Origin of the sequence: Frankia sp. Mgl5, from assembly GCF_023242985.1 — a bacterium.
Classification (GTDB): Bacteria; Actinomycetota; Actinomycetes; order Frankiales; family Frankiaceae; genus Parafrankia; species Parafrankia soli.
Genome location: NZ_JALKFY010000830.1, coordinates 1 through 22,363, shown reverse-complemented (window position 1 = coordinate 22,363; position 22,363 = coordinate 1). Strand labels below are relative to the sequence as shown.

Sequence of the window (22,363 nt, the reverse complement as noted above, 5' to 3'; positions counted from 1 at the left end):
TAGAACTCGACCTCCAGTTCATCGCCCCATGACGAGACCGGCGCAGGCCGAGATCCCGGCTTCGCACCTGGACCTGCTCACCCAGCCCCTGACCGCGGCCCTGACCACGGTCAGCGCGGACAGCCAGCCGCAATCGACCGCGGTCTGGTACCTCTTCCACGGGGCGCCCCTGCGAACGTCCATGATCACCAGCCGGCAAAAGCACAAGAACCTGCTACGCAAGCCCGTCGCGGGGACCTGTTCATCCTCGACCCGGCCAATCCGTTTCGCACCCTGGAGATCCGTGCCGACGTCGAGCTGACCCCCGACCCGGGTAAAGAACTGCTCCCGCTGCTCGCCAAGCACTACGGCGTCGACGAGACAATGCTCGACCTCCCCGACACGGAGCGGGTGACCGCGACCCTCCACCCCGTCCGAGTCGTCGCCAACGGGTGACGCTGGCGCCCCACACCCACCTCGCGCATCCCGGGCGGGCGTGGGGCACCCGGTTCCTGCCCGGCCTGAGCGGGCAGCCCGCCGGCGCATAACAACTCAGCCTCCACCAAACCCGGTACTTGACACTTCGAAGGTCCGGCGTCCGAGGAGCACGGTGTCCTGTCCGGCGATGGTGTCGGCGAGGAAAGCGGTCAGATTGTCGTCGGCGTCGCCGAACCAGTCGTCCTCGCCGGGGTCGTCGGCGTACCCGTCCAGTGACAGCAACTCGTAGAGCACGACGTTACGGGTCATGACTTCTCCCTCGTTCGGGCGTAGCGCGGGCCGGCGATGACCGTGGCATTCCCGTGCGCGTTGGTCAGAGTGCGGGACAGGGCGGCTTTGGGTATTGGCTTCCAGATCTTGGAGTAGGCGATGTGGTTCGGCGTGCTGCCGCCGATCAACTGTGTCGGGTCGGCCGGTAGGTCAGCACCTGCGTGTGGCCGTCGAAGGTCCGGGCCTCGAGCAGCTCGAGGTCGAAGTCGTCCGCCCCGTCGAAGATCCGGTCCACGCCGGTCGTCCCGGAGATCACTGGGAAGACCGTCACCTCGATGGTGTCGATCAGGCCGGCGTTCAGCAGCGCCCGGTTGAGCGTCAGGCTGCCGTGGGAGCGCAGCGGCACATCGGATTCGGCCTTGAGGCGCATGACCACCTCGACAGGATCGCCGGAATCGATGGTCGTGTCCGGCCACTCGAGCGGCTCGGTCAGCCGGCTGGAGAGCACCGTGACGGGGGAGTCGAACATGCGCGTGATCCACCCGTCGAACAGGCTGCGGTCGAAGCCCGCGTTGAGGAACGGCGCGTTCGACGAGTAGGTCTTGGCCCCGAGCACCATGCGCAGCGGGTCGCGGTAGGCAGCGGCGCGATACGTGAGGAATTCGGGGCCCTGCTTGCCCCAGTAGCCGCCCCAGTCGCCGTTGTGGTTGGCGAAGCCGTCGAGCGTGGAGAAGATGTCGAAGGTGTACGTGGCAGTCATGGTGTCTCCTTGCGGGAAGTTGGTCGCGCGCCTTGTGGCGACCCGCCAGTAGTCACCTCGTGGCGCCTGGGCGCCGCGTGGTGACGTCGAATGCGTCACGCGGGACGCGGGTCGTGGCCCGCCTCCTTGACCAGCCGGTCACCGGCCTTGAGCTGTTTCCAGAGGGCACGGCTGACTCGGATCCTCTCCTGGTGTCCGTCGTCGTGCCGGATCGTCACCCGGCGGTACAGGTTCGATCCGTCCAACAAGGCGCGGGACTTCTTCACTACCACCGCGTTCCATGCACTCTCATCGCGCACGATCTCCTCCGAATCGGGGTTGCCGTTGGGCTGTCGATGGCACCGGTCGGGCGCGATCAGCCGGCGGACATGGCGGTGTTGGTGCGGCGGCGAATGTTGGCAGGGGCGTGCCCACGGCGCAGGATCGCGGCACCGATCGCAGCGGTCCACAGCATGTTTACGATGCCGATGCTGGCGGTGCTTCCCCAGCCGTTGGCGGCGTAGAAGTTCGCCGGGTCCATGCCGAAGAACAGCGAGGGCACGAAGGCGAGGTTGACGACGGCGAGCAGGACCGACCCCTTGCGGACCCGACGCGGCAGGGAGGCCGTGCGGTGTACGGCGACTGCCAGCGCGATCAAGAACGCGGCGATGAGCAGCCGGGCGATCGGGCCGTGCATGAGCGCCATTCCGTTGGCGAGGGGCCCGTCGATGGTGGGGTCCTTGGACCCATCGGGATACTCGAGCACGACACCGGTCTCGAGCGAGGCGGCGACCAGCGTCATCGCGGCATACACCTGACCAGACGTACACGCGATCTCACCGGCGAGGCCGGCGTCACGGCCGAACACCCGCCTCAGCCCGGTCGTGAAGACCAGGAAGAGCACGAAGACCACGACCGCGACCAGGTTTCGGACCAGCACGTTGTTCGCCGGGGGAGGCCCGGAGTACACGAAGTACAGCGGCACCATCACCAGCGACAGTGCGCCAACCAGGACGGCGCTTGTGCCGGTGAGTTTCCGGTCCGCGGCGGCGAAGGCGACGTAGTCAGTAGTTGTCATGTCCACCACGGTGCCGGGAGCGGCAGGCCGCGCGCTGCGGCCATGCGGTGCTTCCCGGGGTCATCCGTCGACACTTCGGCGTCTGGGCGTCGACTTTGGTCGATGGTCGTTCGCTACTCCGGTTCCGTCCGCCCGAGACTCGTACATTGACCGGGTGACCACGTCCCGGCGACGAGCAGCGGCGATCAACGCCGGGCTGGCTGTCGCGGCCCTGGCGGTCGGTCTGACCAGTGACCAGAACATCCTCTACGGCGGCACCGATCGGCCGGCTGCCCTGCGGGTGGCGGACCTGATCCTGGGAGTGGGCTGCTTCGCCGGGATCTGGATCTGGCGGCACAGCCGTCCGGTGGCGTTTGCCGTCGTGGCCGTCGTGATCGGCGTCGTGTCCACGCTGGCCGGCGGGATCGGACTGATCTGTGCGTTCACCGTCGCGGAGCACCGGCACTGGCGTACCGCGGTCGTGGTCGGCGCCCTGGCCGCCGTCAGCATCGTGCCCGCGCTGGTGCTGTACCCGGTTCCGCACGCCGTCCGCGCCTTCACCGTCGGCGCGCTGGCAACGTTCGCGGTCACCGGCTGGGGGATGTTCGTCCGGGCGCGCCGTCAGCTTCTGGACTCCATGCGCCGACAGGTGCGTGACGCCGAGCACCGGGCCATCGAACGCGCCGCGGCCGCCCGACGCGCGGAACGCGAGCGGATCGCCCGCGAGATGCACGACGTCTTGGCGCATCGCCTCTCGCTCCTGGCCGTGCACGCCGGCGCGCTGGAGTACAACCGCGGCGCCTCGGCCGAGGAGGTCGTCACCATAGCGGCGATCATCCGCAGCAACTGCCACGAGGCGCTGAACGAACTGCGCCAGGTCATCAACCTCCTGCGGGCGACCACACTCGCAGGACAGCTGCCCCAACCCACACTGGCCGACCTGCCAGCCCTGTTGGAGGAGTCCCGCAGCGCCGGGCTCGAGGTCTCCTGCACGGTGTCCCCGCGAGTGCTCCAGCACGTCGAGCACAGCTCCACCTCGACCGGCAGCGCCCTCTACCGAGTCGTGCAGGAAGCCCTCACGAACGTTCGCAAACACGCCCCACAAGCGCGGGTCCGCATCGAGATGCACGACACCGACGACGGCATCGAGCTGTCGGTCCGCAACCACGCCTCCCCCGTCACCCCCACGGGCGCGGCGCCACCGGGCTCCGGGACCGGGCTTACCGGGCTCCGGGAACGCGTGAGCCTCAGCGGCGGCCGGATCGAGTACCACCCGGTCGCCGACGACGGCTACCAGGTCCGCGCCTGGCTGCCGTGCGCCACCACGGAACAGGGAACGACATGACCATCCGCGTGTTGATCGTCGACGACGACGCCCTGGTCCGCAGCGGGCTGACCTTCATGCTCCGAGCCGCGCCAGGCATCGAGGTGCAGGGCGAGGCCGCCGACGGAGACGAGGTGGTGGCTGCCGTGGCTTCGCTGCGTCCGGACGTCGTACTGATGGACCTTCGCATGTGCCGGGTCGGCGGCATCGCCGCGACGCGCGCGTTGCACGCCATGCCGCAACCCCCGAAGGTGCTCGTGCTCACCACCTTCGACGCCGACGAGGAGGTGCTTGCTGCGCTGGCGGCCGGAGCCGCCGGGTTCCTGCTCAAGGACACCCCACCGGCCGAGATCATCCACGCCATCGAGAGGGTCGCCAGCGGCGACCCGATGCTCTCGCCGTCGGTCACCCGACGTCTGATGGATCTGGCCGGCGCCCGCGCCGGCACCAGCGCTCGGGACGCCGCCCGTGCCCAGCTCTCCGCTCTCACCGAGCGAGAGTTCGAGGTCGCGCTCGCGCTCGGCAAAGGCCTGTCCAACGCGGAGGTCGCCCACATCGCCTATATGAGCACCGCCACCGTGAAGGCCTACGTGTCCCGACTGCTGGACAAGCTGCAAGCCACCAACCGAGTGCAGGTCGCGTTGCTCGTTCAGCAGGCCGACTTCCCCGACGCCGAGCAATGACATGCTCCCGCTGAGTCCCCGCCGCTGCGGCACGGCTGGCCTGACCGGGCGCGTCGTCATGAGGGCGAGCGCACGGCGGCACGAGCGGGCGTTGGTTGTCGCACTGAGATTTCGTGTGGTGGCTGGTTCTGACCAAGACTACGCGGTCGTGGTCATCGGCCGGCCGATGATGCTCAGCCCTGCGTGGAGATGCAGAACGGGTGGCCTGCGGGGTCCAGCAACACCCTCCGCTGATCGGGGTGTGGTTGAAACGGGGGCTCCACGGCGCCCAGGGCCAGCATCCGGGCCCGGGCGGCCTCCAGGTCGTCGACGCCCAGTTCGATGTGTGCCTGCTTCCCCTGGGACGGGTCCGGCCAGGTCGGACGCCGGTAGTCGGCTACCCGGATGAAGCCCAGTCCGGGTGAACCCTCCCGGCCGAGCAGGATGAAGTCGTCGCTGGAGTAGACGATGGGCAGGCCAAGCGCGTCGCCGTAGAAGCGGGCCAGCTCGGCGGGGTCCGGGCAGTCGAAGTCAACGGACAGGAGCCGGATCGCGGGTGCGGATGTTCTTTCGGTACTCATGGGGAAGACGCTATGACGGAACCAGGACAGTTCCGGTCCTGGTCACCGGGGGCACTTCGGGATGTGATCGGCACCTCCGCCCGCCTGCTGCAACTGGTCTTAGGTCGCCCGCCAAACCCGCTGGTCAAAGCAAGACGGACGCCGTCCCTGCTCCGCGACACCCAAACCGATCTCAAAGTAGACGTGTGTAACCCGGGGGTGGTACCGATCTTCCTGGCGCACGGCCGCTCGGCGCCGGGGTTCGAGTGGGCGCGCAGACTCGGCTCAGCCGCATTGACTAACCGTCACAAAGGTTGACAATCTGGATGTTTCTCCCAATGTCGTGCAACTATGGCTCATGCTCGGTGATGTGCCAGAAGCCTTTGAGTCATGGCGACACAGATTCGAGGCGAACAGGTGTCGGCCCGACCCGGACTGGAGCGCGGGCGCTGAGATCCCCGGGGCGCTGGCCACCAGCCTCGCCAGGATCCAGGTCGGCGAAGCCAGTGACGGCGCGGGGATGATGCGGGCCGCCGCGCGGGCGGGCCACTCCGGCTACCTCGAAGCCGCGCGGCTGTTCATCGCCGAGGAGCAGGACCACTCGCGGCTGCTAGCCCGGCTGCTCGCCGCCGCCGGACGGCCGACGATCGCGGCGCACTGGAGTGACACCATCTTCCGCTCGCTGCGCTGGCGGGCCCGTCTGCCGCGCGAGGTGCTGGTCCTGACCGTCGCCGAGGTGTGCACGCTGCGCTACTTCCAGGTGGTCCGTGACGGCGTCGGCGACCGGCTGACCCGCGAGGTCGTGGCGCGCATCCTCACCGACGAGCAGGAGCACGTTCCCTTCCACATCCGCCGCCTGCGCCTGGACCTCGCCGGCCTGCCCGTGCCGACGCGCGCCCTGCTCGCCGCCGCGTGGTGGGCCCTCCTCGCTGTGTCCGCGGCGGTGGTCGCGATCAACCACCGCGCCGCCCTGCGCCTGCTCGGTGTACCCTCCACCCGCTACTTCACCGACACGCTCCGGCTGTTCGCCCCCGTCGCCAAAGCCGCACTCGCCGCCGGTCCGGCTGACCGATCCGAAACTCTCACCGGCCCGGGCCGCGTGAGCCCGAGCCGGTAAGAGTCGGATTCAGACTGCTGCACCGCTGGCGTCCCGACACCGATCCGGAGCAGTGGGCGGACGAGGACATCGGCGCCTACGCGCTGATCGCCCGCAAGCTCTAGGCCGTCGCGGGACGCGCCGCGGCGCAGGTGGAGGCCCCGGGCGGAACCGCGTTTGGGGTTTTGTTTGCTCGCGCTTAACCGGTCCACCGTAGTGTCATCCGGTGACCGCCTCGCAGGAAACGCCTCAGTGGATAGAACTCACCGGTGCCCACAACGTCCGGGATCTCGGAGGGTTACCGGCGGCCGGGGGCACCGTGCGTCCCGGCGTGCTGCTCCGAGGCGACAACCTCGACAGTCTGACCACCGACGACATCACGTTGCTGCGGGACAAGGTGGGCCTGCGTGGCGTCGTGGACCTGCGCGCCCCGTTCGAGAACCCACGGGCCGCCGAGTGGTTCCCGCAGCTGGGCATCACCTGGCTGCACGAGCCGCTGATGGACTTCACCGGGCTCAGCGACCCGAAGGCGCTGCGGGACCGGATCGGCGGAGACTACGCCAGGTTCTACGCGATCATGCTCGAGAACGCCGGCCCGGGGCTGGTCCGCATCCTGGACTTCCTGGTCTCCGGTGACCGCACCCCAGCGCTGGTGCACTGCGCCGCGGGAAAGGACCGCACCGGCATCACCACGGCCGTCCTGCTCGCCGCCGCCGGTGTCGAGCGCGACGCGATCGTCGCGGACTATCTCGCCACCGAACAGCGGATCCAGCGGGTCCGGGAGGCGCTGAGCCGCCGGCCGGAGTACCGCCACCTGAGCGAGGGTCGGCCGGGCCGGTCCGGCCAGTCGGAGCAGCGCGGCATCGGGACCGCGATCCTCGTCGATCCGAAGGCCATCGCCAGCGTGCTCGACACGATCGACGCCGCCCCCGGCGGCCCGACCGGATACCTCGCCGCCAACGGCGCGACCGGTGAGCAGATCAGCCGCTGGCAGGAAATGATCATCGAACCGCGCTGACGCGACGGTGACGTCGAGCGGCTCGCCCTCAGGGCATCTCCATCGTCTGAGCCTGGCGGAGCTCGTCGAAGACACGGGCCAGCTCCACGTCGAGCGGGACGCCGAGCCGCTGGAGCAGGTGGCCGACCACCGCCGCGCAGGCGATCGGGAGCACCTCGGCGTCGAGCGGTGGCGCGTCCGCCTCGTGCACCGACAGCACGCCGGTGAGCACGACGGCGACCGGGTAGGCGTCCAGCTCCGGCAGCCAGGCCGCCGCCGAGCGCAGGACGTCCTCCAACAGCGCGCGCAGGTCGGCCGCGTCGAGACCGTCGGGGAACGCCTGCTCGATCAGCCCCAGGGTCAGCCCGTGCAGGACGTCCCGGACCTGCAGCTCGTCGACGGCCCGCAGCCGGGTGCGTGCCTCGCGCAGCGCGTCCGGATCCCGTGCGGCGACGGCCGCGACGGCCGCGGTCACCTCACGGCCGATCGCGCGACCGGACGGGGGGAGCCCGGCCGGCATCATGCGCTCCCGGCTCGGGGCTGGCTGGGCGGCGCCGTGACTCGCATGCCGCCATGGTGACCCATCCCGCCGGCCGGGTCGCGGGCGCCGCCCGCCTCCGAGGATCCGGGCGGGATCGGCGACAGCCAAGGATCTATCGCGGGCCGCGATCGGTGCAATCGCGCGAACGCGTTGGACGGGACCAGTATTTCCTACCATTCTGGTGAACATAAGAAGGAACCTGGATGGGGAAGCGCGCGGCGGCGCGACCCTGTGGCCAGGGCTGCGGACGATGCTGGACGGCTCCCTCGCCCACCCGCGGCCGGCCCTGATCGCCACCCTCGCCGGCATCGTCAACGGGACCACCATGATCCTCGGTGCCGCCGCCATCGGCTGGGCCACCGACCATCTGATCGTCCCGGCCCTCGCCGGCGGCCACGTCGCCCGCGCCACCTGGTGGATCGCGGTCGGCGCGATCCTCGGCGTCTCCACGGTGCGCTGGGTGACCATCGTCATCCGCGGCATCGCGACCGGGTACGTGCAGCACGGCTCGCAGGCGCGGGTCCGGCGGTCCGTCGTCGGCCGGTATCTCGACCTCGACCTGGCCTGGCACCGCCGGCATCCGCCCGGACGCCTGCTGTCCACCGCCGTGTCCGACGTGGACGCGCTGTGGTTCCCGACGACGTTCTTCTACTTCGCGCTCGGGATGGTCGTCATGCTGGTCGTCGCGATCGTCCAGCTCTTCGGGCACGACACCGCGCTCGGGCTGGTCGGGGTCGGCCTCGTCGGCTCCGTCCTCGGCGTGAACCTGCTCTACCAGCGTCTGCTCAGCCCGCGCGCCCGGGCGGTGCAGGAGCGCCGCGGCGAGTTCGGCGCGCTCGCGCTGGAGAGCATCGAGGGCGGCCAGGTCGTCCGGACCCTCGGCATCGCCGACCGCGAGCGGGCCCGGGTCGGTGCCGCGGCGCTCCGGCTGCGCGCGGCCACCACCGCGGCGGGCGACCTCAGCTCGGTGTTCGACCCGATCCTGGAGGTGCTGCCGACGGCCGCGGTCCTGGCCGTCCTCGTCGTCGGCTCGCGCCGGGTCGAGACCGGCGACCTCAGCGTCGGCGTCCTCGTCGAGGTCGTCTACCTGCTGCTGACCATCTCCATCCCACTCAACGTGATCAGCCGCTTCCTGGGGATGCTGCCGGTCTCGGTGGCCGGCCATATCCGCGTCGCCGCCGTGCTCGACGCCGCCGAGACCACCGCCCACGGAGACCACGCCCTGCCCAGCGGCGCCGCTCCCGGCCCGCGGGCGCCGGCTCCGCGGGCGCTGGGCCGGCAGGTGAGCGGTCCACCCGTTCCTGTTCCCGCCCCCGCGCTGGGGCTGCGGGCGCGGGGCGTCGGGCTCGTCCGTGGCGGGACGAGCCTTCTCGCGGACGTCGACATCGAGGTGCGCCCCGGCGAGATCGTCGCCCTCGTCGGGCCGACCGGCTCGGGCAAGACCACCCTGGTCGAGCTCCTCAGCCGCCAGGTCGACCCCACCGACGGCGTCGTCGAGATCGGCGGGGTTCGCGCCACCGACCTCGCCCGCGGGGAGATCTCGTCCTGGCTGGCCGTTGTCGGGCAGACCTCGTGGCTGTTCGGCGGCAGCGTCCACGCCAACCTTCAGCTCGACGGCCATCCCCGCGAACGGCGTCCCTACACCGCCGGTGAGATGTGGCGGGCGCTGGCCGCCGCCGGCGCCGATGACGTCGTCCGTGACCTGCCCGACGGCCTCGACACCCGGGTCGGCGAGCGCGGCGCCCGGCTCTCCGGCGGCCAGCGGCAGCGGCTGTGCCTGGCCCGCGCGCTGCTGCGCGAGCCCGGCGTGCTGCTGCTGGACGACGCCACCTCGGCCCTCGATCCCGCCGTGGAGCGCCGGGTGCTCGGCGGGCTGGCCGGCCTGCGCGGGCGGACGACCGTGCTGATCGTCGGCGGACGTCCCAGCTCGGTCGCGGTCGCCGACCGGGTCGCCTTCCTGCGCGCGGGGCGGCTCGTCGCCGTCGGCACCCACACGGAGCTGCTCGGCGCCGAGCCCGACTACCGCCGGATTCTCGGCGCGTACGGCACCCACGGGGCGGACCCGGACACGGCGGGATCGGACACGGTCGATGAGTGAGCGCGGCCTCGCCGATCTGGGGCCGGCCCGGGCGCGTGAGCTGGGCCGGCTGATCGCCTCGACCACGCCCGTCCTCACCGCCGGCCTGCCACTCACCCTGCTGCTGGCGTTCGTCGCCGGTGCCGGCCGGATCGTGACGCCGCTGACCGTCCAGTACGCCCTGGACCACGGCCTGCTCGAGCCGCACGAGGGAACCGCCGGCGTGGTCGCGCGCGCCGCCGGTGTCGGTGCCGCGGCGACCGTCACGGCGGTGCTCGCCTCCTGGTGGCTGAACCGGCGTGTCTACCGGCGCACGGAGGCCGCGCTCGCCGAGCTGCGCGCGGCCGGCGTCGCGCGCATCCACGAGATGGCCGCGGAGACGTTCGCGCGCACCGGCAGCGCCGACCTCGTCAGCCGGCTCACCGGCGACGTCGACGCCGTCACGACCTTCGTGCAGAACGGCGGCGTCATGCTGCTCGTCAACGTCACCCAGATGATCATCGCCGGTGTGCTGATCGCGGTGTACTCCTGGCAGCTGGCGGTGCCCGTGCTGGCGACGGCGGTGCTGCTGTTCGTCGCGATGCGTCGCGTGCAGGCGCTGGTGGCGCGCCGGTTCACCGTGGTCCGGGAGAGCGTGTCAGCGCTGCAGTCCACCGTGGGTGAGGCCGTCACCGGCATCAGCGTCATCCGCTCGACCGGCACCGAGGCACGCAGCCGCGCCATGGTCGAGGACGCCGTCGAGCACACGGCGTCGGCGCAGCGCCGCACCCTCGTCCCGTTGCACTTCAACACCGCCTTCGGTGAGATCGCCATCTCGTTCGTCACCGTGGTGGTGATCGTCGCGGGCATCCGCTGGTCGACCGCCCACACCGGCTGGGAGCCGGCGCTGCACCTGTCAGCCGGCGAGCTGGTGGCGATGCTCCTGCTCGTCACCTTCTTCGTCCGGCCCCTGCAGATGCTGGTCCAGATGCTCGGCGAGGCCCAGAACGCGGTGGTGGGCTGGCGCCGCGCGCTGGAGATCCTCGCCACGCCGTCGGGTGTCGTCGAAGGCGGGGACGCCCGCGAGCTGCCCGCCGGGCCGATCGCCGTCGACCTGTACGACGTCGCCGCCGCCTACGGGGACGGCCCGCCCGTGCTGCGGGAGCTGACCGTCGGCATCGCCGCGGGCGAGCACGTCGCCGTCGTCGGCGAGACCGGCTCGGGCAAGAGCACGTTCGCCCGGCTGCTGACCAGGCAGATCACGCCACGCCACGGCCGCGTCCTGCTCGGCGGCCTCCCGGCCGGCCAGGTGTCGGACCTGTCCTTCCAGCGCCGCGTCGCGGTCGTCCCGCAGGACCCGTTCCTGTTCGACGCCACGATCGCCGACAACATCCTCGCCGGGGTCCGCGGTGACGCCGGGGCGCTCGACGAGATCGTCGACTCGCTCGGCCTGCGGCCGTGGATCGACACCCTGCCCGAGGGCCTCGACACCCGCGTCGGCACACGCGGCGACCGGCTCTCCGCGGGCGAGCGCCAGCTCGTCGCCCTCGCCCGCACCGCGCTGGTCGACCCCGACCTGCTCGTGCTCGACGAGGCGACCAGCGGCGTCGACCCCGCGACCGACGTCCGCGTGCAGCACGCGCTCGGCGCGCTCACGGTCGGGCGCACCACGGTCTCGATCGCCCACCGCATGGTGACGGCCGAGCGCGCCGACCGCGTCCTCGTCTTCGACCACGGGCGCCTCGTCCAGAGCGGGCGTCACGACGACCTCGTCCGCGTCCCCGGCCACTACGCCCGGCTGCACGCCGCCTGGGTCGAGCACACCGCCGGCGCCGACGAGCGCCACCAGACCCTCCTCCACCACAACGACGGGAGCACCCCGTGACAACCGTTGCAGTCAACGACACCGCCGCCACGGCCACCGCCGCCACGGCCACCGCCGCCACGGCCACGGCCGCGGGGGAGGCGCGCCGGCTCCGGCTCGGCTTCAACTCCCGCATCGCCTTCCCCTCCGGGCACGCCGCCGAAGGGCTGCGGGACGGCATCGAGCTGTTCCGGGTGGCCGAGCAGCTCGGCTACGACACCGGCTGGGTCTACCAGCGTCACTTCGACAACTACCTCGCGTCGCCGCTGGTGTTCCACGCGGCTGTCGCGCAGCACACCGAGCGCATCGGCCTCGGCACCGCCATCATCGGCGCCCGCTACGAGGATCCCGTGCTGCTCGCCGAGGCCGCCGGCACGGCCGACCTGCTCAGCGGCGGACGTCTGCAGCTCGGCCTCGGCACCGGCCAGGGCGGCTACGACCACATCTTCGGCCAGGAGCCGAACGACGGGCGGGACCAGTCCCAGGCCCGGCTCGCCACGTTCCTGCGTGGCATCCGCGGCGAGAAGCTGGGCGAGGTGACCGACCCCGCCGGGCTCGTCGCCGCGGGCACCGGGCTGTTCGCCCGCCCGACCAGCCCCACGCTGCCGGACCGGGTCTGGTACGGCGGCGGCTCGGTGGCCTCCGCCGAACGGGTCGGCCGCCAGGGGCTGCGACTGCTGCTCAGCACCATCCTGCACGGCCAGATCGACGACTACGGCGCCGAACTGGCCCGCGCCGTCGAGGCCTACCGCGCCGCCTACACCGGAACCTCGCCCTCGCGCGTCGCCATCGCACGCTCCGTGCTGCCCGCCACGTCGCCGGAGCTCGCCCGCGTCTACGCGGCCTACGACGAGGAGCGGCGCACCCACGGGCCGGCGGCCTCGCGCCCGGAGGGCGCCCTGACCCCCGTGGCGGCCCCGCCCGCCCGGTTCACGATGAGTCCCGTGCACCACGGCGCCCCGTCCGCCGTCGTCGACCAGCTGCTCGCCGACCCGAGCCTGGCGGTCAGCGACGAGCTCATCGCGTTCCTGCCGCCCGCCTTCGGGCTGCGCGACAACCTGCGCCTGCTCGAGGACATCGCCGAGACTGTCGCCCCCCACCTCGGCTGGGCGCCGGCGACGCCGTCGTGACCGGCGAAAGGCGTGCGCGAGGCCGGCGCCGGCGGCGGCCGAAGGAGATCATCCAGCAGCCTGCTCAGGACTTCGTGTCGGTCAGCAGAGCGCAGATCTCGGTCGGTAGCGCGGCGCACACATGATCCAGCTCGCCGGCGGTGATGTGCTGACGTAGCACTCGGGCGGCTGCCGCCACGGCATAGCCGGCCTGGGTCTCCCCGGTCAGACCTGCTTCGGCGGCGACCTGATCGAGGAACTGTGCCGCGTGGTGATACGGCTGCGGGGTGGCCGATGGGCGCCAGGACTCGTAGTAGATCCCGCGGATCAGCTCGGGCAGTTGAGCGCCGAGATGCGCCGCCGCGTCCACCGGCAGCCGGTTACGCAGCGTGTGTAGGACCGCCCGCAACACCCGGTACGCATAGTGGCGGTCACCGGGACTACCAAGCGCGTCAGCGAGCTGGTTGAGCCACTCGTAGGTCTTGTCGACGCTTCGTTCGATCATCGTGACGCCGGATGCGGGCATCGGTTCCTCCGTCGAACGTCCTTCGACCGGAACTACCACCATTTTTGGTGACATCAAAGATGTCAGCCAAGGTCACAATGGGTCAGAAATTATGATTGCGCCAGGTATCAATCCGGCCTCGGCCCGATTTGGCCGCCGGCTGAGAAGTGTATCGGCTGCGAACCGGGATGGCCTGACGGGCGGCAGGCTGTCAGCCGGTCCGGCTATGGGTATAGCTGAGAGAAAGGTCTGGGGTAGAACGGTCAGGCTTGTTGCGCAGCTCTGGTGAGGTGGCGTTGATGGAGGCTGATACACCGCTGGTGGCCTGGTTCGACGAGTTGTCCGTGCGCGATACGGCGCTGGCCGGGGGAAAAGGCGCAAACCTGGGAGAACTGGTCCGGGCTGGTCTGCCGGTCCCGCCGGGATTTGTCATCACGGCATCGGCCTACCTGCAGACGGTGGAACGGGCGGGTCTGCGCGCCGAGCTCGCGGCGCGCACCGCGGGCGTCGACCCGGATGATCCGGCGGCGTGCGCGGCCGTGGCGGACGAGCTGGCGAAGCGGGTCGGTGCCGTCGAACTGCCCGACGCGGTTCGCCGGGCCGTCCTGGATGCCTACGAGCGGCTCGGTGCCGAGTGGGTGGCGGTCCGCTCGTCGGCCACGGAGGAGGATACCGCCGGGGCCTCGTTCGCCGGTATGAACCAGACCTTCACCAACACCTCGGGCGGCGACCTGCTCGACCGGGTCCGGGACTGCTGGGCGTCCCTCTTCGGAGCGCGGGTCCTCGCCTACCGGGCGAGCAGGCGGATCAGCGGCGAGCCGGCGATCGCTGTCGTCGTGCAGCAGATGGTCGACGCGGCGCGCTCCGGCGTCATCTTCTCCGCCGACCCCGCGACCGGCGACCGGTCCCGGGTTGTGATCGAAGCCGCCTTCGGTCTCGGTGAGGTCGTCGTCGGCGGACAGCTCCTGCCGGACACCTACACGCTGAGCAAGCGGGGACCCCGTCTCCTCGAGGTCCGGGTCGGCAGCAAGAGCCACCAGATCGTCCGGGGATCCGACGGCTCCGACCGCCGGGTCGAGCTCGCCCCCGACCATGCCGCCCAGCGGGTCCTGAGCGACGACGAGGCGGTGGACCTGGCGCGGCTGGCGATCCAGGTCGAAGACCACTACGGCAGCCCGCAGGACATCGAGTGGGCACGCGATGACGGCCGCACCTTCCTCGTCCAGTCCCGCCCGATCACCACCCTCGGCACGGCGCCGAGCGGCGAGCGGGCACCCGAACCACCAGTGCTTCCGGCTGCGCGGAAGACGCTGGTCAGCGGCCTTCCGGCCGCGCCAGGCCGGGCCAGCGGCACGGTGCGCATCCTCACCTCACCCGACCAGTGCCCCCTGTTGCGGCCCGGGGAGGTGCTGGTGGCGCCCATGACCTCGCCGGACTGGGTGCCCGCCATCCGCCGGTCGGCGGCCCTGGTGACCGACGGCGGCGGCATGACCTGCCACGCCGCGATCGTCAGCCGCGAGCTCGGGGTGCCCTGCGTGGTCGGCACCCGCACGGCCACCACGACGCTGCGCACCGGCGAGCTGGTCACCGTCGAGGGCACCAGGGGAACTGTCCACGAAGGGGCCGCGGCCATCGCGGGCGCGCCGGCGACCACCGTCGCCGCGGTTCGGCCCGGCCGGGCCGAACCCGAGCCCACCGGCACGAAACTGCTGGTCAACCTTGCGATCGCCGAACGGGCGGAGGAGGTCGCGGCACTGCCGGTGGACGGTGTCGGCCTGCTGCGCGCGGAGTTCCTGCTCACCGAGGCGCTCGGCGGAGTGCATCCCAAGGAGCTGCTCGCGCACGGCGGGCGGGGGGAGTTCGTCGAGAGGATGAGCGCCTCGCTGCTGCGCATCACCCGCCCGTTCGCACCCCGCCCGGTGATCTACCGCACGACGGACTTCCGTACCAACGAGTTCCGCGGGCTCACCGGCGGCGAGCGGTTCGAGGCGGTCGAGGCGAACCCGATGATCGGCTACCGCGGCTGTTACCGCTACGTCCGCGAACCCGAGATCTTCGCCCTCGAACTGGAGGTGCTGGCCCGCGTCCGGGAGCGGACGCCGAACCTGCACCTCATGATCCCGTTCGTGCGGACCCGCTGGGAGCTGGAAGCCTGCCTGGACGCCGTCGACGCCAGCCCGCTCGGCGACCACCGCGGCCTGCACCGCTGGGTCATGGCCGAGGTCCCGTCGGTGGCCTACTGGATCCCGGCCTACGCCCGGCTCGGCGTCGACGGGGTGTCCATCGGCTCCAACGACCTCACCCAGCTCGTCCTCGGCGTCGACCGCGACTCGCGGACATGCGCGGAGCTGTTCGACGAGTCCGACCCGGCGGTGCTGGACGCCATCGCACGGATCATCGCGGCCTGCCGGGACGCCGGGATCACCTCATCGTTGTGCGGGCAGGCGCCGTCGACCCGGCCCGACTTCGCCGAACACCTGGTGCGCCTCGGGATCACCTCGGTGTCGGTCAACCCGGACGCGGTCGACGCCGCCCGGCGGGTCATCGCCTCGGCCGAGCGGCGGTTGCTGTTGTCCGCCGCCCGCGGCGGGACTGCCGTCCAGCCGCCCGGGTAGGGCTTCGAACGTCCGGTGAACACGCCCGCCGAGTCAGGAGGTAGCGGTCATGCCGACCCTGAGCATCATCAAGGCCGACACCGGGGGGTTCGTGGGCCACTGCGCCGTCCACCCGGACATGGTCGAGGAGGCGACCCGGCGGGTCGAGGCGGCCCGCGGCGATCTGCTGCTCGACGGCAAGGTCGCGACCTGTGGTGACGATCTCGCTCTGATCATGACGCATGAGCACGGCCCGGACGCCGCGGCGGTGCACTCGTTCGCCTGGGACGTCTTTCACGCGACCACCCGGATCGCCCGGGACCTGGGGCTCTACGGGGCCGGGCAGGATCTGCTCTCCGACGCCTTCTCCGGGAACCTGCGGGGCATGGGTCCCGGCTACGCCGAGCTGGAGTTCGCCGAACGGCCGTCCGAGACGGTGCTGTGCTTCCTGGCGGACAAGACCGAGCCGGGAGCCTGGAACCTCCCGCTGTTCCGGATGTTCGCCGACCCGTTCACCACCGCCGGGCTGGTGATCGACGCGAAGATGCACGCCGGTTTCCAGTTCGAGGTGTACGACCTGTACCAGGAGAAGCGGATCGTCTTCGACTGCCCGGCCGACATGTACGACCTGCTGATGTACATCGGCGCTCCGGCCCGCTACGTCCTGCACAGCGTCACCTCGAAGACCTCGGCCGAGCAGGCGGTGGCGACCAGCACCCAGCGGCTGTCCCTGATCGCCGGCAGGTATGTCGGCAAGGACGACCCGGTGATGATCGTGCGCTGTCAGTCCGGCCTGCCCGCGGTCGGTGAGGCCCTCGAACCGTTCGCCCTGGCCTACACGGTCGCCGGCAGCATGCGCGGCTCGCACCACGCGCCGCTCATGCCGGTCGCCGCCGCGCAGGCGCACCCGTCCCGGTTCGACGGCCCACCGCGGGTGGTGTGCCTCGGCTTCCAGATCTCCGGCGGACGGCTCATCGGCCCCCGCGACATGTTCGACGACCCGGCGTTCGACCGCGCCCGGGCGCAGGCCAACGAGGTGATGGACTACCTGCGCCGGCACGGCCCCTTCGAACCGCACCGGCTCGGCCTCGACGAACTCGAGTACACCACCATGCCCGCTCTGGAGGACCGTCTCTCGGACCGCTGGCAGCCCCTGCCCACGGCGGCCACGCCGGCCACCACGCCGGCGGCCGCCGCCGAACGTCATGCCGCGGCGGCGGGCCGCCGTTAGAGCCCGGCCCGCCGGTGGAGTCCCGGCCGCCGCCGGGCCGGGATCGGCCGCTGGACGGGCGGTCGCGCTGCTCGCGGTCACCGCCGGTTGTCTGACGGTCGGTGGGGTGCTGTGGCTCTTCGGTAGTCCCGGCGCCGCCGACGCGGCCTGGGGCTTCGCGACGGCGGTCGCGCTCGTCCCCGCGCTGGGCTGGGCCGTCGCCGGAATGCGCCGCCGGCAGGCCGGCGTGGACCTGATCGCGGTGCTGGCGCTTGTCGGGACACTCGCGGTCGCCGAGTACCTGGCCGGCGCGCTCGTCGCGGTCATGCTGGCGACGGGCCGGCTGCTGGAGGCGCAGGCGAGCGCCCGGGCGGCGCGCGACCTGCGTCTGCTGATCTGCGCGGCGCCCCGCACCACCCGCCGCCACCAGGGCGCGGACCTGGTCGCGGTCGAGGTGTCACAGGTCGCGGTCGGGGATCTGCTGCTGGTCCGGCCGGGTGAGGTCGTTCCGGTGGACGGGCGGGTCGAGGCCGGGACCGCCGTGCTCGACGAGTCAACGCTCACCGGCGAGCCGGTGCCGGTGCCGCGCCCGGCCGGGGACGCGGTGCGCAGCGGGGCGGTGAACGCGGGCGGACCGTTCGACCTGCGGGTGACCCGGACCGCGGCCGAGAGCACCTACGCGGGGATCGTCCGGCTGGTCGAGGCGGCGCAGGCGGGCAGCGCCCCGTTCGTCCGGCTCGCCGACCGTTACGCGGCGCTCTTCCTGCCGGTGACGTTGGTGGTGGCGGGCATCGGCTGGGCGTTGTCGGGGGAGCCGGTGCGCGCGGTGGCGGTGCTGGTGGTGGCGACTCCGTGCCCGCTGATCCTGGCCGCGCCGGTCGCGATCGTGTCGGGGCTGTCACGGGCGGCCCGCCGCGGTGTGATCATCAAGGGTGGCGGGGTGCTGGAACGGCTGGCCGGTGCCGAGGTGGTGTTCCTCGACAAGACCGGGACGCTGACCGTGGGCCATCCGACGGTCACGGACGTCGTGACCGCGGACGGCGTCACCGCGGACGGTGCGTCTGAGGCGGCGGCGCTGCTGCGGCTGGCTGCGTCGGTGGACCAGGTGTCGCCGCACGTGCTGGCCGCCGCGGTGGTCCGGGCGGCTCGGGACCGCGGGCTCGCCCTGACCCTCCCGCACGACGTCGACGAGGTCCCCGGCGCGGGGATCCGCGGGCTGGTGGAGGGGCGGCGGGTGGCGATCGGGAAGGCCGGCTGGGCCGGGGTGACCGGGGGGCCGGCGTGGGTGCGGGCGGTGCGCCGGCGATGCGCGCTCGAGGGGACCACGGCGGTCTTCGTCGGCCTGGACGGCGTACCGGCGGGGGCGCTGCTGTTGGACGACCCGCCGCGGCCGGACGCGCCGCGGATGATCCGGCGGCTGCGCGCCGCCCGGGTCACCAGGATCGTGATGGTCACCGGGGACCGGATCGAGGTCGCCGAGTCGGTCGGCGCGGCGCTCGGCGTCGACGCGGTCCTGGCCGAACGAGCCCCGGCGGAGAAGGTCGACGCGATCCGGGCCGAAGGCCGCGGGCACGTGACGCTGATGGTCGGCGACGGCGTGAACGACGCACCCGCCCTCGCGGCCGCCTCGGTCGGGGTGGCGCTGGCCTCCCGGGGCTCCAGCGCCTCGTCGGAGGCGGCGGACGTGGTGCTCACCGTCGACCGGCTGGACCGGCTGGCGGAGGCGATGGCCATCGCCCGCCGGTCCCACTCGATCGCTCGGCAGAGCGTGCTGCTCGGAATGGGTCTGTCACTGCTGGCGATGCTCGCGGCGGCCGCCGGTGGCCTGCCGCCCGTCGCCGGCGCGCTGCTGCAGGAGGGCATCGACGTCGCCGCGATCCTGAACGCCCTGCGTGCGCTGGGCCCGGGACGGGCCGCGCCGAAGCCGCTGACGGCCGAGCAGACGGCGTTGGCGTCCCGGTTCGCCGCGGAGCACGGCCGGCTGCGCGGCGATCTGGACGGCATCCGCGCCGCCGCCGCGGCGCTGGGTGGAGGCGGGGACACGGCCGGAGCGCTGGCGCAGGTCCGGACTGTCCACCGGTTCTGCGTGCGGGAGCTGCTCCCGCATGAGGACGCCGAGGACGATCTCCTCTACCCGGCCCTGGGCCCCGTTCTCGGGGGGAAGGACCCGACCGCCACGATGAGCCGGGCCCACGTCGAGATCCACCACCTGGTCCGCCGGCTCGGACGGCTGCTCGACGAGATCGATCCCGACGCCCTCGGCGGCGACGACATCCGGGAACTGCAGCAGGTGCTGTACGGCCTGCACGCGGTGCTGCGGCTGCACTTCGCGCAGGAGGAGGAGGACTACTTCACCCTCGCCGACACCGCTCCGTCCGCGCTCACGGCGGCGCCGGAGACGCCCGCGGCGGCGTCGGAGATCCGCGTCTGACCCCGCGGCGGCGTCAGACGCGGTCAGCCGCCGGCCGCAGCCGCGGTGCGCGACCGGTTCGGGGCCGGCGCGCGACCGGGGTCAGCCGCGGTGCGCGACCAGGGTCATGTGGTGGACGAACCAGTCACGGGCGAGCGTGGCCACCGTCTCCAGCGCGCCGGGCTCGGCGAAAAGGTGGGTGGCCCGCGGGACCACCGCCAGCCGGTTCTCGCACCGCAGCCGGGCCTGGGCCTGCCGATTGAGGTCGATGACGAGGTCATCGTGCCCGCCCACGACGAGCAGGGTCGGGGCCGTCACCGCGGCCAGTTTCGAGGCGGCCAGGTCCGGCCGGCCGCCGCGGGAGACGACGGCGGCGATGCGGGAGCCGGGTTCGGCCGCGGCCCACAGCGCGGCGGCGGCTCCGGTGCTGGCCCCGAAGTAACCGACCGGGAGGTGCGACACGCCCGGCTGGCCGCGCAGCCAGCCGGTGACGTCCACCAGGCGGTGGGCGAGCAGCCCGATGTCGAACACGTTGGCCCGGTCGATCTCCTCGGCGGGGGTGAGCAGGTCGAACAGCAGGGTGGCGAGCCCGGCGGCGCCCAGGACCTCGGCCACGTACCGGTTACGGGGGCTGTGCCGGCTGCTGCCGCTGCCGTGGGCGAACACGACCAGACCGCCGGCCCCCTCCGGAACCGTGAGCTGCCCGGTCAGCCGGACCGGGACGGCTGGGATGTCGACCTCGACCTCGCGCCCTGGCGGGTTGGGCGCCGCGCCCGGCGTGGCCGTCCCGTGCGTCCCGTGCGTCTCGGCCGGTGCGGCCGTAGGTGCCTGCGGCGCCAGGACCGCCGCCCTGCGCAGCAGGTCCGTCACCTCGTCGTCGGACGTCTGGGCGAAGTCGGCGTAGAACGTGCCGATGGCGAAGAACCGGTCCGGAGTGTGCAGGCACACGACCTCGTCGGCGTCCCGGCGCAGCCATCCGATCCGGTCCGGCGGTGCGACGGGAGCCGCCAGCACGATCCGGGTGGCGCCGGCGGCGCGGACCGCCTGGCAGGCGGCGGACGCCGTTGCCCCGGTGGCGATCCCGTCGTCCACCACGACCACGGTGCGACCGGCCAGTGGAACACGCGGCCGGGCGCCCCGGAACCGGCGGATCCGGTGGTCCAGCTCCAGCCGCTCGCGGGCTTCGACCGCGGCCAGCTCGTCCGGGCCGATGTCGGCCATCAGCCGCGTCTCGGCGTTGATGACCCGCACGTCCCCCTCGGCGATCGCGCCCATCGCGAGCTCCGGCTGGAAGGGGACGCCGAGCTTGCGGACCAGGATGACGTCCAGCGGGGCGCCCAGCGTCCGCGCGACCTGGTAAGCGACCGGAATCCCACCGCGGGGGAGCCCGACAACCACGACGTCGCGCCCACGGAGGTGCGCCAGCCTCCGGCCGAGCTGCCGGCCCGCGTCCATTCGATCATGAAAAAGCATGTCACACCGCCCTTCCGCCCGCGGAGCGGTGCCCGCCCCCGCCCCCGTAAGCGTCTGGTAGCCGGTTCCTCATGTTTTCCTCCTGCCCGGCCACCGGCTGTCCGAACGTCCCTGATCGCGTACGTCCGCGCCGGCCTCGGCGAGGAAACGGCCTCCGCGGCCCTGCCGTCGCGCCGGAGTCTCCGCCTGATGTCGGTGTTCCCCGACGAAGGCGAAGGGTATGGAACTCGCTACAGAAGGTTGTCGCTGTTTCGGGCGGGTGAGGGGGCACGGTGACGGACACGGGCGTGGCCGACGTCGTCGTCGGGCCGGCGACGGTCGACACCTTGATCGACGTGCTGCGGGCGCGTGGTTACCAGGTCGTCGGCCCCACCGTGCGCGACGGCGCCATCGTCTACGACGAGATCCGCGGTGCCGGGGAGCTGCCGGTGGGCTGGACCGATGTCCAGGACGCCGGCCGCTACCGGCTCGAGCGCCGTCGTGACGCGGCGCTGTTCGGCTACGCGGTCGGGCCGCACTCGTGGAAGCAGCACCTGCTGCCGCCCCGGCTGCGCCTGCTCACGACCCGACGGGACGGCGACGGCGGGTTCGAGGTGGAGGAGGAGCCGGTGCCGCGCGGCGCGGTGGCGTTCCTCGGAGTGCGTTCGTGTGAGCTGCACGCGATCGCGATCCAGGACCGGGTGCTGCTCGGTGGACGTCACACCGACCGTGACTACGCCGCCCGTCGCGGCGAGGTGTTCGTCGTCGCGGTGAACTGCCACGAGCCGGGAGGCACCTGCTTCTGCGTGTCGATGAACACCGGCCCCGCGGTGCGGGAGGGCTACGACCTGGTCCTCAGCGAGATCCTGGACGGCGAGCACCGGATCCTCGTCGAGGCGGGCACCCCACGGGGCGTCGAGGTGCTGGGAGAGCTGGGCGGACGGGCGGCCGAGGCGTCCGACCGGGACGCGGCCCGGTCGGCGGTGGACGGCGCCGCCGACCGGATGGGGCGCACCGTCGACGCGGCCGACCTGCGCGACCTGCTCGCGGACAACCTCGAACACCCGCGCTGGGACGAGGTGGCGCAGCGGTGCCTGACCTGCGGCAACTGCACCATGGTGTGCCCGACCTGCTACTGCACCTCGGTGGAGGACGTCAGCGATCTCACCGGCGGCACGGCGGAGCGCTGGCGCAGCTGGGAGTCCTGCTTCTCGCTGGACCACTCCCACACCCACGGCGGCGACGTCCGTGCCTCCGGACGCTCCCGGTACCGCCAGTGGCTGACGCACAAGTTCGGCACCTGGCACGACCAGTTCGGCACATCCGGGTGCGTCGGCTGCGGCCGGTGCGTCACCTGGTGCCCGGTCGGCATCGACGTGACCGAGGAACTGACCGCCATCCGCGCGAACTCGGCGGCCGGCGATGACTGAGATTCGTAGCGCGCTATCCCTGTCCTTCAGGGCGGGGATAGCGCGTTCAGGCCGGGCGGCGCTGCCCCTC

20 protein-coding genes are annotated in these 22,363 nt (G+C 72.3%); 12 read left to right on the top strand and 8 right to left on the bottom strand.

Translation table 11 applies throughout. The features are described 5' to 3' along the window. Positions 1 to 301, top strand: a 301-nt coding sequence (locus tag MXD62_RS35060; protein WP_248833635.1) for a pyridoxamine 5'-phosphate oxidase family protein, incomplete at its 5' end; no start/stop codon positions are given. Between the two features lie 230 nt (positions 302 to 531). Here the strand turns inward: MXD62_RS35060 and MXD62_RS35055 are convergent. From MXD62_RS35055 to MXD62_RS35040, 4 genes are all read right to left on the bottom strand, one after another. After that, positions 532 to 726 (bottom strand): hypothetical protein, encoded by a 195-nt coding sequence (locus MXD62_RS35055; protein ID WP_248833634.1) that lies wholly within the window; start codon positions 724 to 726, stop codon positions 532 to 534. A 145-nt stretch (positions 727 to 871) separates the two neighbouring features. Next, complete coding sequence (locus MXD62_RS35050) at positions 872 to 1,447, bottom strand: dihydrofolate reductase family protein (protein WP_248833633.1); 576 nt, start codon at positions 1,445 to 1,447, stop codon at positions 872 to 874. Positions 1,448 to 1,542: 95 nt separating this feature from the next. Then, positions 1,543 to 1,746, bottom strand: a complete 204-nt coding sequence (locus MXD62_RS35045) for a hypothetical protein (protein WP_248833632.1) — start codon at positions 1,744 to 1,746, stop codon at positions 1,543 to 1,545. A gap of 56 nt (positions 1,747 to 1,802) precedes the next feature. Continuing rightward, a complete protein-coding gene (locus MXD62_RS35040) occupies positions 1,803 to 2,504 on the bottom strand; it encodes a hypothetical protein (RefSeq protein ID WP_248833631.1) in 702 nt (233 codons plus the stop codon). A gap of 154 nt (positions 2,505 to 2,658) precedes the next feature. Here MXD62_RS35040 and MXD62_RS39965 point away from each other — a divergent pair, with 154 nt between their 5' ends. After that, on the top strand, positions 2,659 to 3,828 hold the full coding sequence (locus MXD62_RS39965; protein WP_248833630.1) for a sensor histidine kinase: 1,170 nt from the start codon (positions 2,659 to 2,661) through the stop codon (positions 3,826 to 3,828). Further along, the gene (locus MXD62_RS35030) at positions 3,825 to 4,490 is read left to right on the top strand and encodes a response regulator transcription factor (protein WP_248833629.1); all 666 of its coding nucleotides are present in this window, start codon (positions 3,825 to 3,827) and stop codon (positions 4,488 to 4,490) included. Before MXD62_RS39965 ends, MXD62_RS35030 begins: the two co-directional genes overlap by 4 nt. A 173-nt stretch (positions 4,491 to 4,663) precedes the next feature. Here MXD62_RS35030 and MXD62_RS35025 read toward each other — a convergent pair whose 3' ends face one another. Further along, on the bottom strand, positions 4,664 to 5,050 hold the full coding sequence (locus MXD62_RS35025) for a VOC family protein (RefSeq protein WP_248833628.1): 387 nt from the start codon (positions 5,048 to 5,050) through the stop codon (positions 4,664 to 4,666). Positions 5,051 to 5,399: 349 nt separating this feature from the next. Here MXD62_RS35025 and MXD62_RS35020 point away from each other — a divergent pair, with 349 nt between their 5' ends. Together MXD62_RS35020 and MXD62_RS35015 are read left to right on the top strand one after the other, a co-directional pair. Then, on the top strand, positions 5,400 to 6,146 hold the full coding sequence (locus MXD62_RS35020) for a ferritin-like domain-containing protein (RefSeq protein ID WP_248833627.1): 747 nt from the start codon (positions 5,400 to 5,402) through the stop codon (positions 6,144 to 6,146). Between the two features lie 205 nt (positions 6,147 to 6,351). Continuing rightward, positions 6,352 to 7,143: a tyrosine-protein phosphatase gene (locus MXD62_RS35015; protein WP_248833626.1), complete on the top strand. Its 792-nt coding sequence runs from the start codon at positions 6,352 to 6,354 to the stop codon at positions 7,141 to 7,143. 28 nt (positions 7,144 to 7,171) lie between these two features. Here MXD62_RS35015 and MXD62_RS35010 read toward each other — a convergent pair whose 3' ends face one another. Further along, positions 7,172 to 7,597 (bottom strand): hypothetical protein, encoded by a 426-nt coding sequence (locus MXD62_RS35010; RefSeq protein ID WP_248833625.1) that lies wholly within the window; start codon positions 7,595 to 7,597, stop codon positions 7,172 to 7,174. 316 nt (positions 7,598 to 7,913) lie between these two features. On the opposite strand from MXD62_RS35010, the gene MXD62_RS35005 reads away from it, so the two are divergent. From MXD62_RS35005 to MXD62_RS34995, 3 genes are read left to right on the top strand one after another with little or no spacing between them, the layout of a single operon-like run. Further along, a complete protein-coding gene (locus tag MXD62_RS35005) occupies positions 7,914 to 9,761 on the top strand; it encodes an ABC transporter ATP-binding protein (RefSeq protein ID WP_248833624.1) in 1,848 nt (615 codons plus the stop codon). Further along, positions 9,754 to 11,604, top strand: a complete 1,851-nt coding sequence (locus MXD62_RS35000) for an ABC transporter ATP-binding protein (protein ID WP_248833623.1) — start codon at positions 9,754 to 9,756, stop codon at positions 11,602 to 11,604. The genes MXD62_RS35005 and MXD62_RS35000 overlap by 8 nt, the downstream gene beginning before the upstream one ends. After that, complete coding sequence (locus MXD62_RS34995) at positions 11,601 to 12,713, top strand: LLM class flavin-dependent oxidoreductase (RefSeq protein ID WP_248833622.1); 1,113 nt, start codon at positions 11,601 to 11,603, stop codon at positions 12,711 to 12,713. Before MXD62_RS35000 ends, MXD62_RS34995 begins: the two co-directional genes overlap by 4 nt. Before the next feature lie 64 nt (positions 12,714 to 12,777). Here the strand turns inward: MXD62_RS34995 and MXD62_RS34990 are convergent, their stop codons facing one another. After that, on the bottom strand, positions 12,778 to 13,218 hold the full coding sequence (locus tag MXD62_RS34990) for a DUF2267 domain-containing protein (protein ID WP_248833621.1): 441 nt from the start codon (positions 13,216 to 13,218) through the stop codon (positions 12,778 to 12,780). Positions 13,219 to 13,496: 278 nt separating this feature from the next. Here MXD62_RS34990 and ppsA point away from each other — a divergent pair, with 278 nt between their 5' ends. The 3 genes from ppsA to MXD62_RS34975 are packed head-to-tail and all read left to right on the top strand — an operon-like array spanning position 13,497 to position 19,432. Beyond that, positions 13,497 to 15,812, top strand: coding sequence for a phosphoenolpyruvate synthase (gene ppsA / locus MXD62_RS34985; RefSeq protein ID WP_248833620.1), 2,316 nt, complete (start codon positions 13,497 to 13,499; stop codon positions 15,810 to 15,812). A 49-nt stretch (positions 15,813 to 15,861) separates the two neighbouring features. Then, a complete protein-coding gene (gene fbp / locus MXD62_RS34980; protein ID WP_248833619.1) occupies positions 15,862 to 17,022 on the top strand; it encodes a fructose-1,6-bisphosphate aldolase/phosphatase in 1,161 nt (386 codons plus the stop codon). Next, complete coding sequence (locus MXD62_RS34975; protein ID WP_248833618.1) at positions 16,997 to 19,432, top strand: heavy metal translocating P-type ATPase; 2,436 nt, start codon at positions 16,997 to 16,999, stop codon at positions 19,430 to 19,432. The genes fbp and MXD62_RS34975 overlap by 26 nt, the downstream gene beginning before the upstream one ends. Before the next feature lie 81 nt (positions 19,433 to 19,513). On the opposite strand, the gene MXD62_RS34970 is transcribed toward MXD62_RS34975, so the two are convergent. Continuing rightward, positions 19,514 to 20,884: a phosphoribosyltransferase family protein gene (locus MXD62_RS34970; RefSeq protein WP_248833617.1), complete on the bottom strand. Its 1,371-nt coding sequence runs from the start codon at positions 20,882 to 20,884 to the stop codon at positions 19,514 to 19,516. 272 nt (positions 20,885 to 21,156) lie between these two features. Here MXD62_RS34970 and MXD62_RS34965 point away from each other — a divergent pair, with 272 nt between their 5' ends. Then, complete coding sequence (locus MXD62_RS34965) at positions 21,157 to 22,293, top strand: 4Fe-4S dicluster domain-containing protein (protein ID WP_248833616.1); 1,137 nt, start codon at positions 21,157 to 21,159, stop codon at positions 22,291 to 22,293. Positions 22,294 to 22,363 lie beyond the last annotated feature (70 nt).

Bases quoted from the DNA above. Each gene is read 5' to 3' on its own strand.
- MXD62_RS35055 (WP_248833634.1), bottom strand. From the start codon at position 726: ATGACCCGTAACGTCGTGCTCTACGAGTTGCTGTCACTGGACGGGTAC.
- MXD62_RS35050 (WP_248833633.1), bottom strand. From the start codon at position 1,447: ATGACTGCCACGTACACCTTCGACATCTTCTCCACGCTCGACGGCTTC.
- MXD62_RS35040 (WP_248833631.1), bottom strand. From the start codon at position 2,504: ATGACAACTACTGACTACGTCGCCTTCGCCGCCGCGGACCGGAAACTC.
- MXD62_RS35030 (WP_248833629.1), top strand. From the start codon at position 3,825: ATGACCATCCGCGTGTTGATCGTCGACGACGACGCCCTGGTCCGCAGC.
- MXD62_RS35025 (WP_248833628.1), bottom strand. From the start codon at position 5,050: ATGAGTACCGAAAGAACATCCGCACCCGCGATCCGGCTCCTGTCCGTT.
- MXD62_RS35005 (WP_248833624.1), top strand. From the start codon at position 7,914: ATGCTGGACGGCTCCCTCGCCCACCCGCGGCCGGCCCTGATCGCCACC.
- MXD62_RS35000 (WP_248833623.1), top strand. From the start codon at position 9,754: ATGAGTGAGCGCGGCCTCGCCGATCTGGGGCCGGCCCGGGCGCGTGAG.
- MXD62_RS34990 (WP_248833621.1), bottom strand. From the start codon at position 13,218: ATGCCCGCATCCGGCGTCACGATGATCGAACGAAGCGTCGACAAGACC.
- ppsA (WP_248833620.1), top strand. From the start codon at position 13,497: ATGGAGGCTGATACACCGCTGGTGGCCTGGTTCGACGAGTTGTCCGTG.
- fbp (WP_248833619.1), top strand. From the start codon at position 15,862: ATGCCGACCCTGAGCATCATCAAGGCCGACACCGGGGGGTTCGTGGGC.
- MXD62_RS34975 (WP_248833618.1), top strand. From the start codon at position 16,997: ATGCCGCGGCGGCGGGCCGCCGTTAGAGCCCGGCCCGCCGGTGGAGTC.
- MXD62_RS34970 (WP_248833617.1), bottom strand. From the start codon at position 20,884: ATGCTTTTTCATGATCGAATGGACGCGGGCCGGCAGCTCGGCCGGAGG.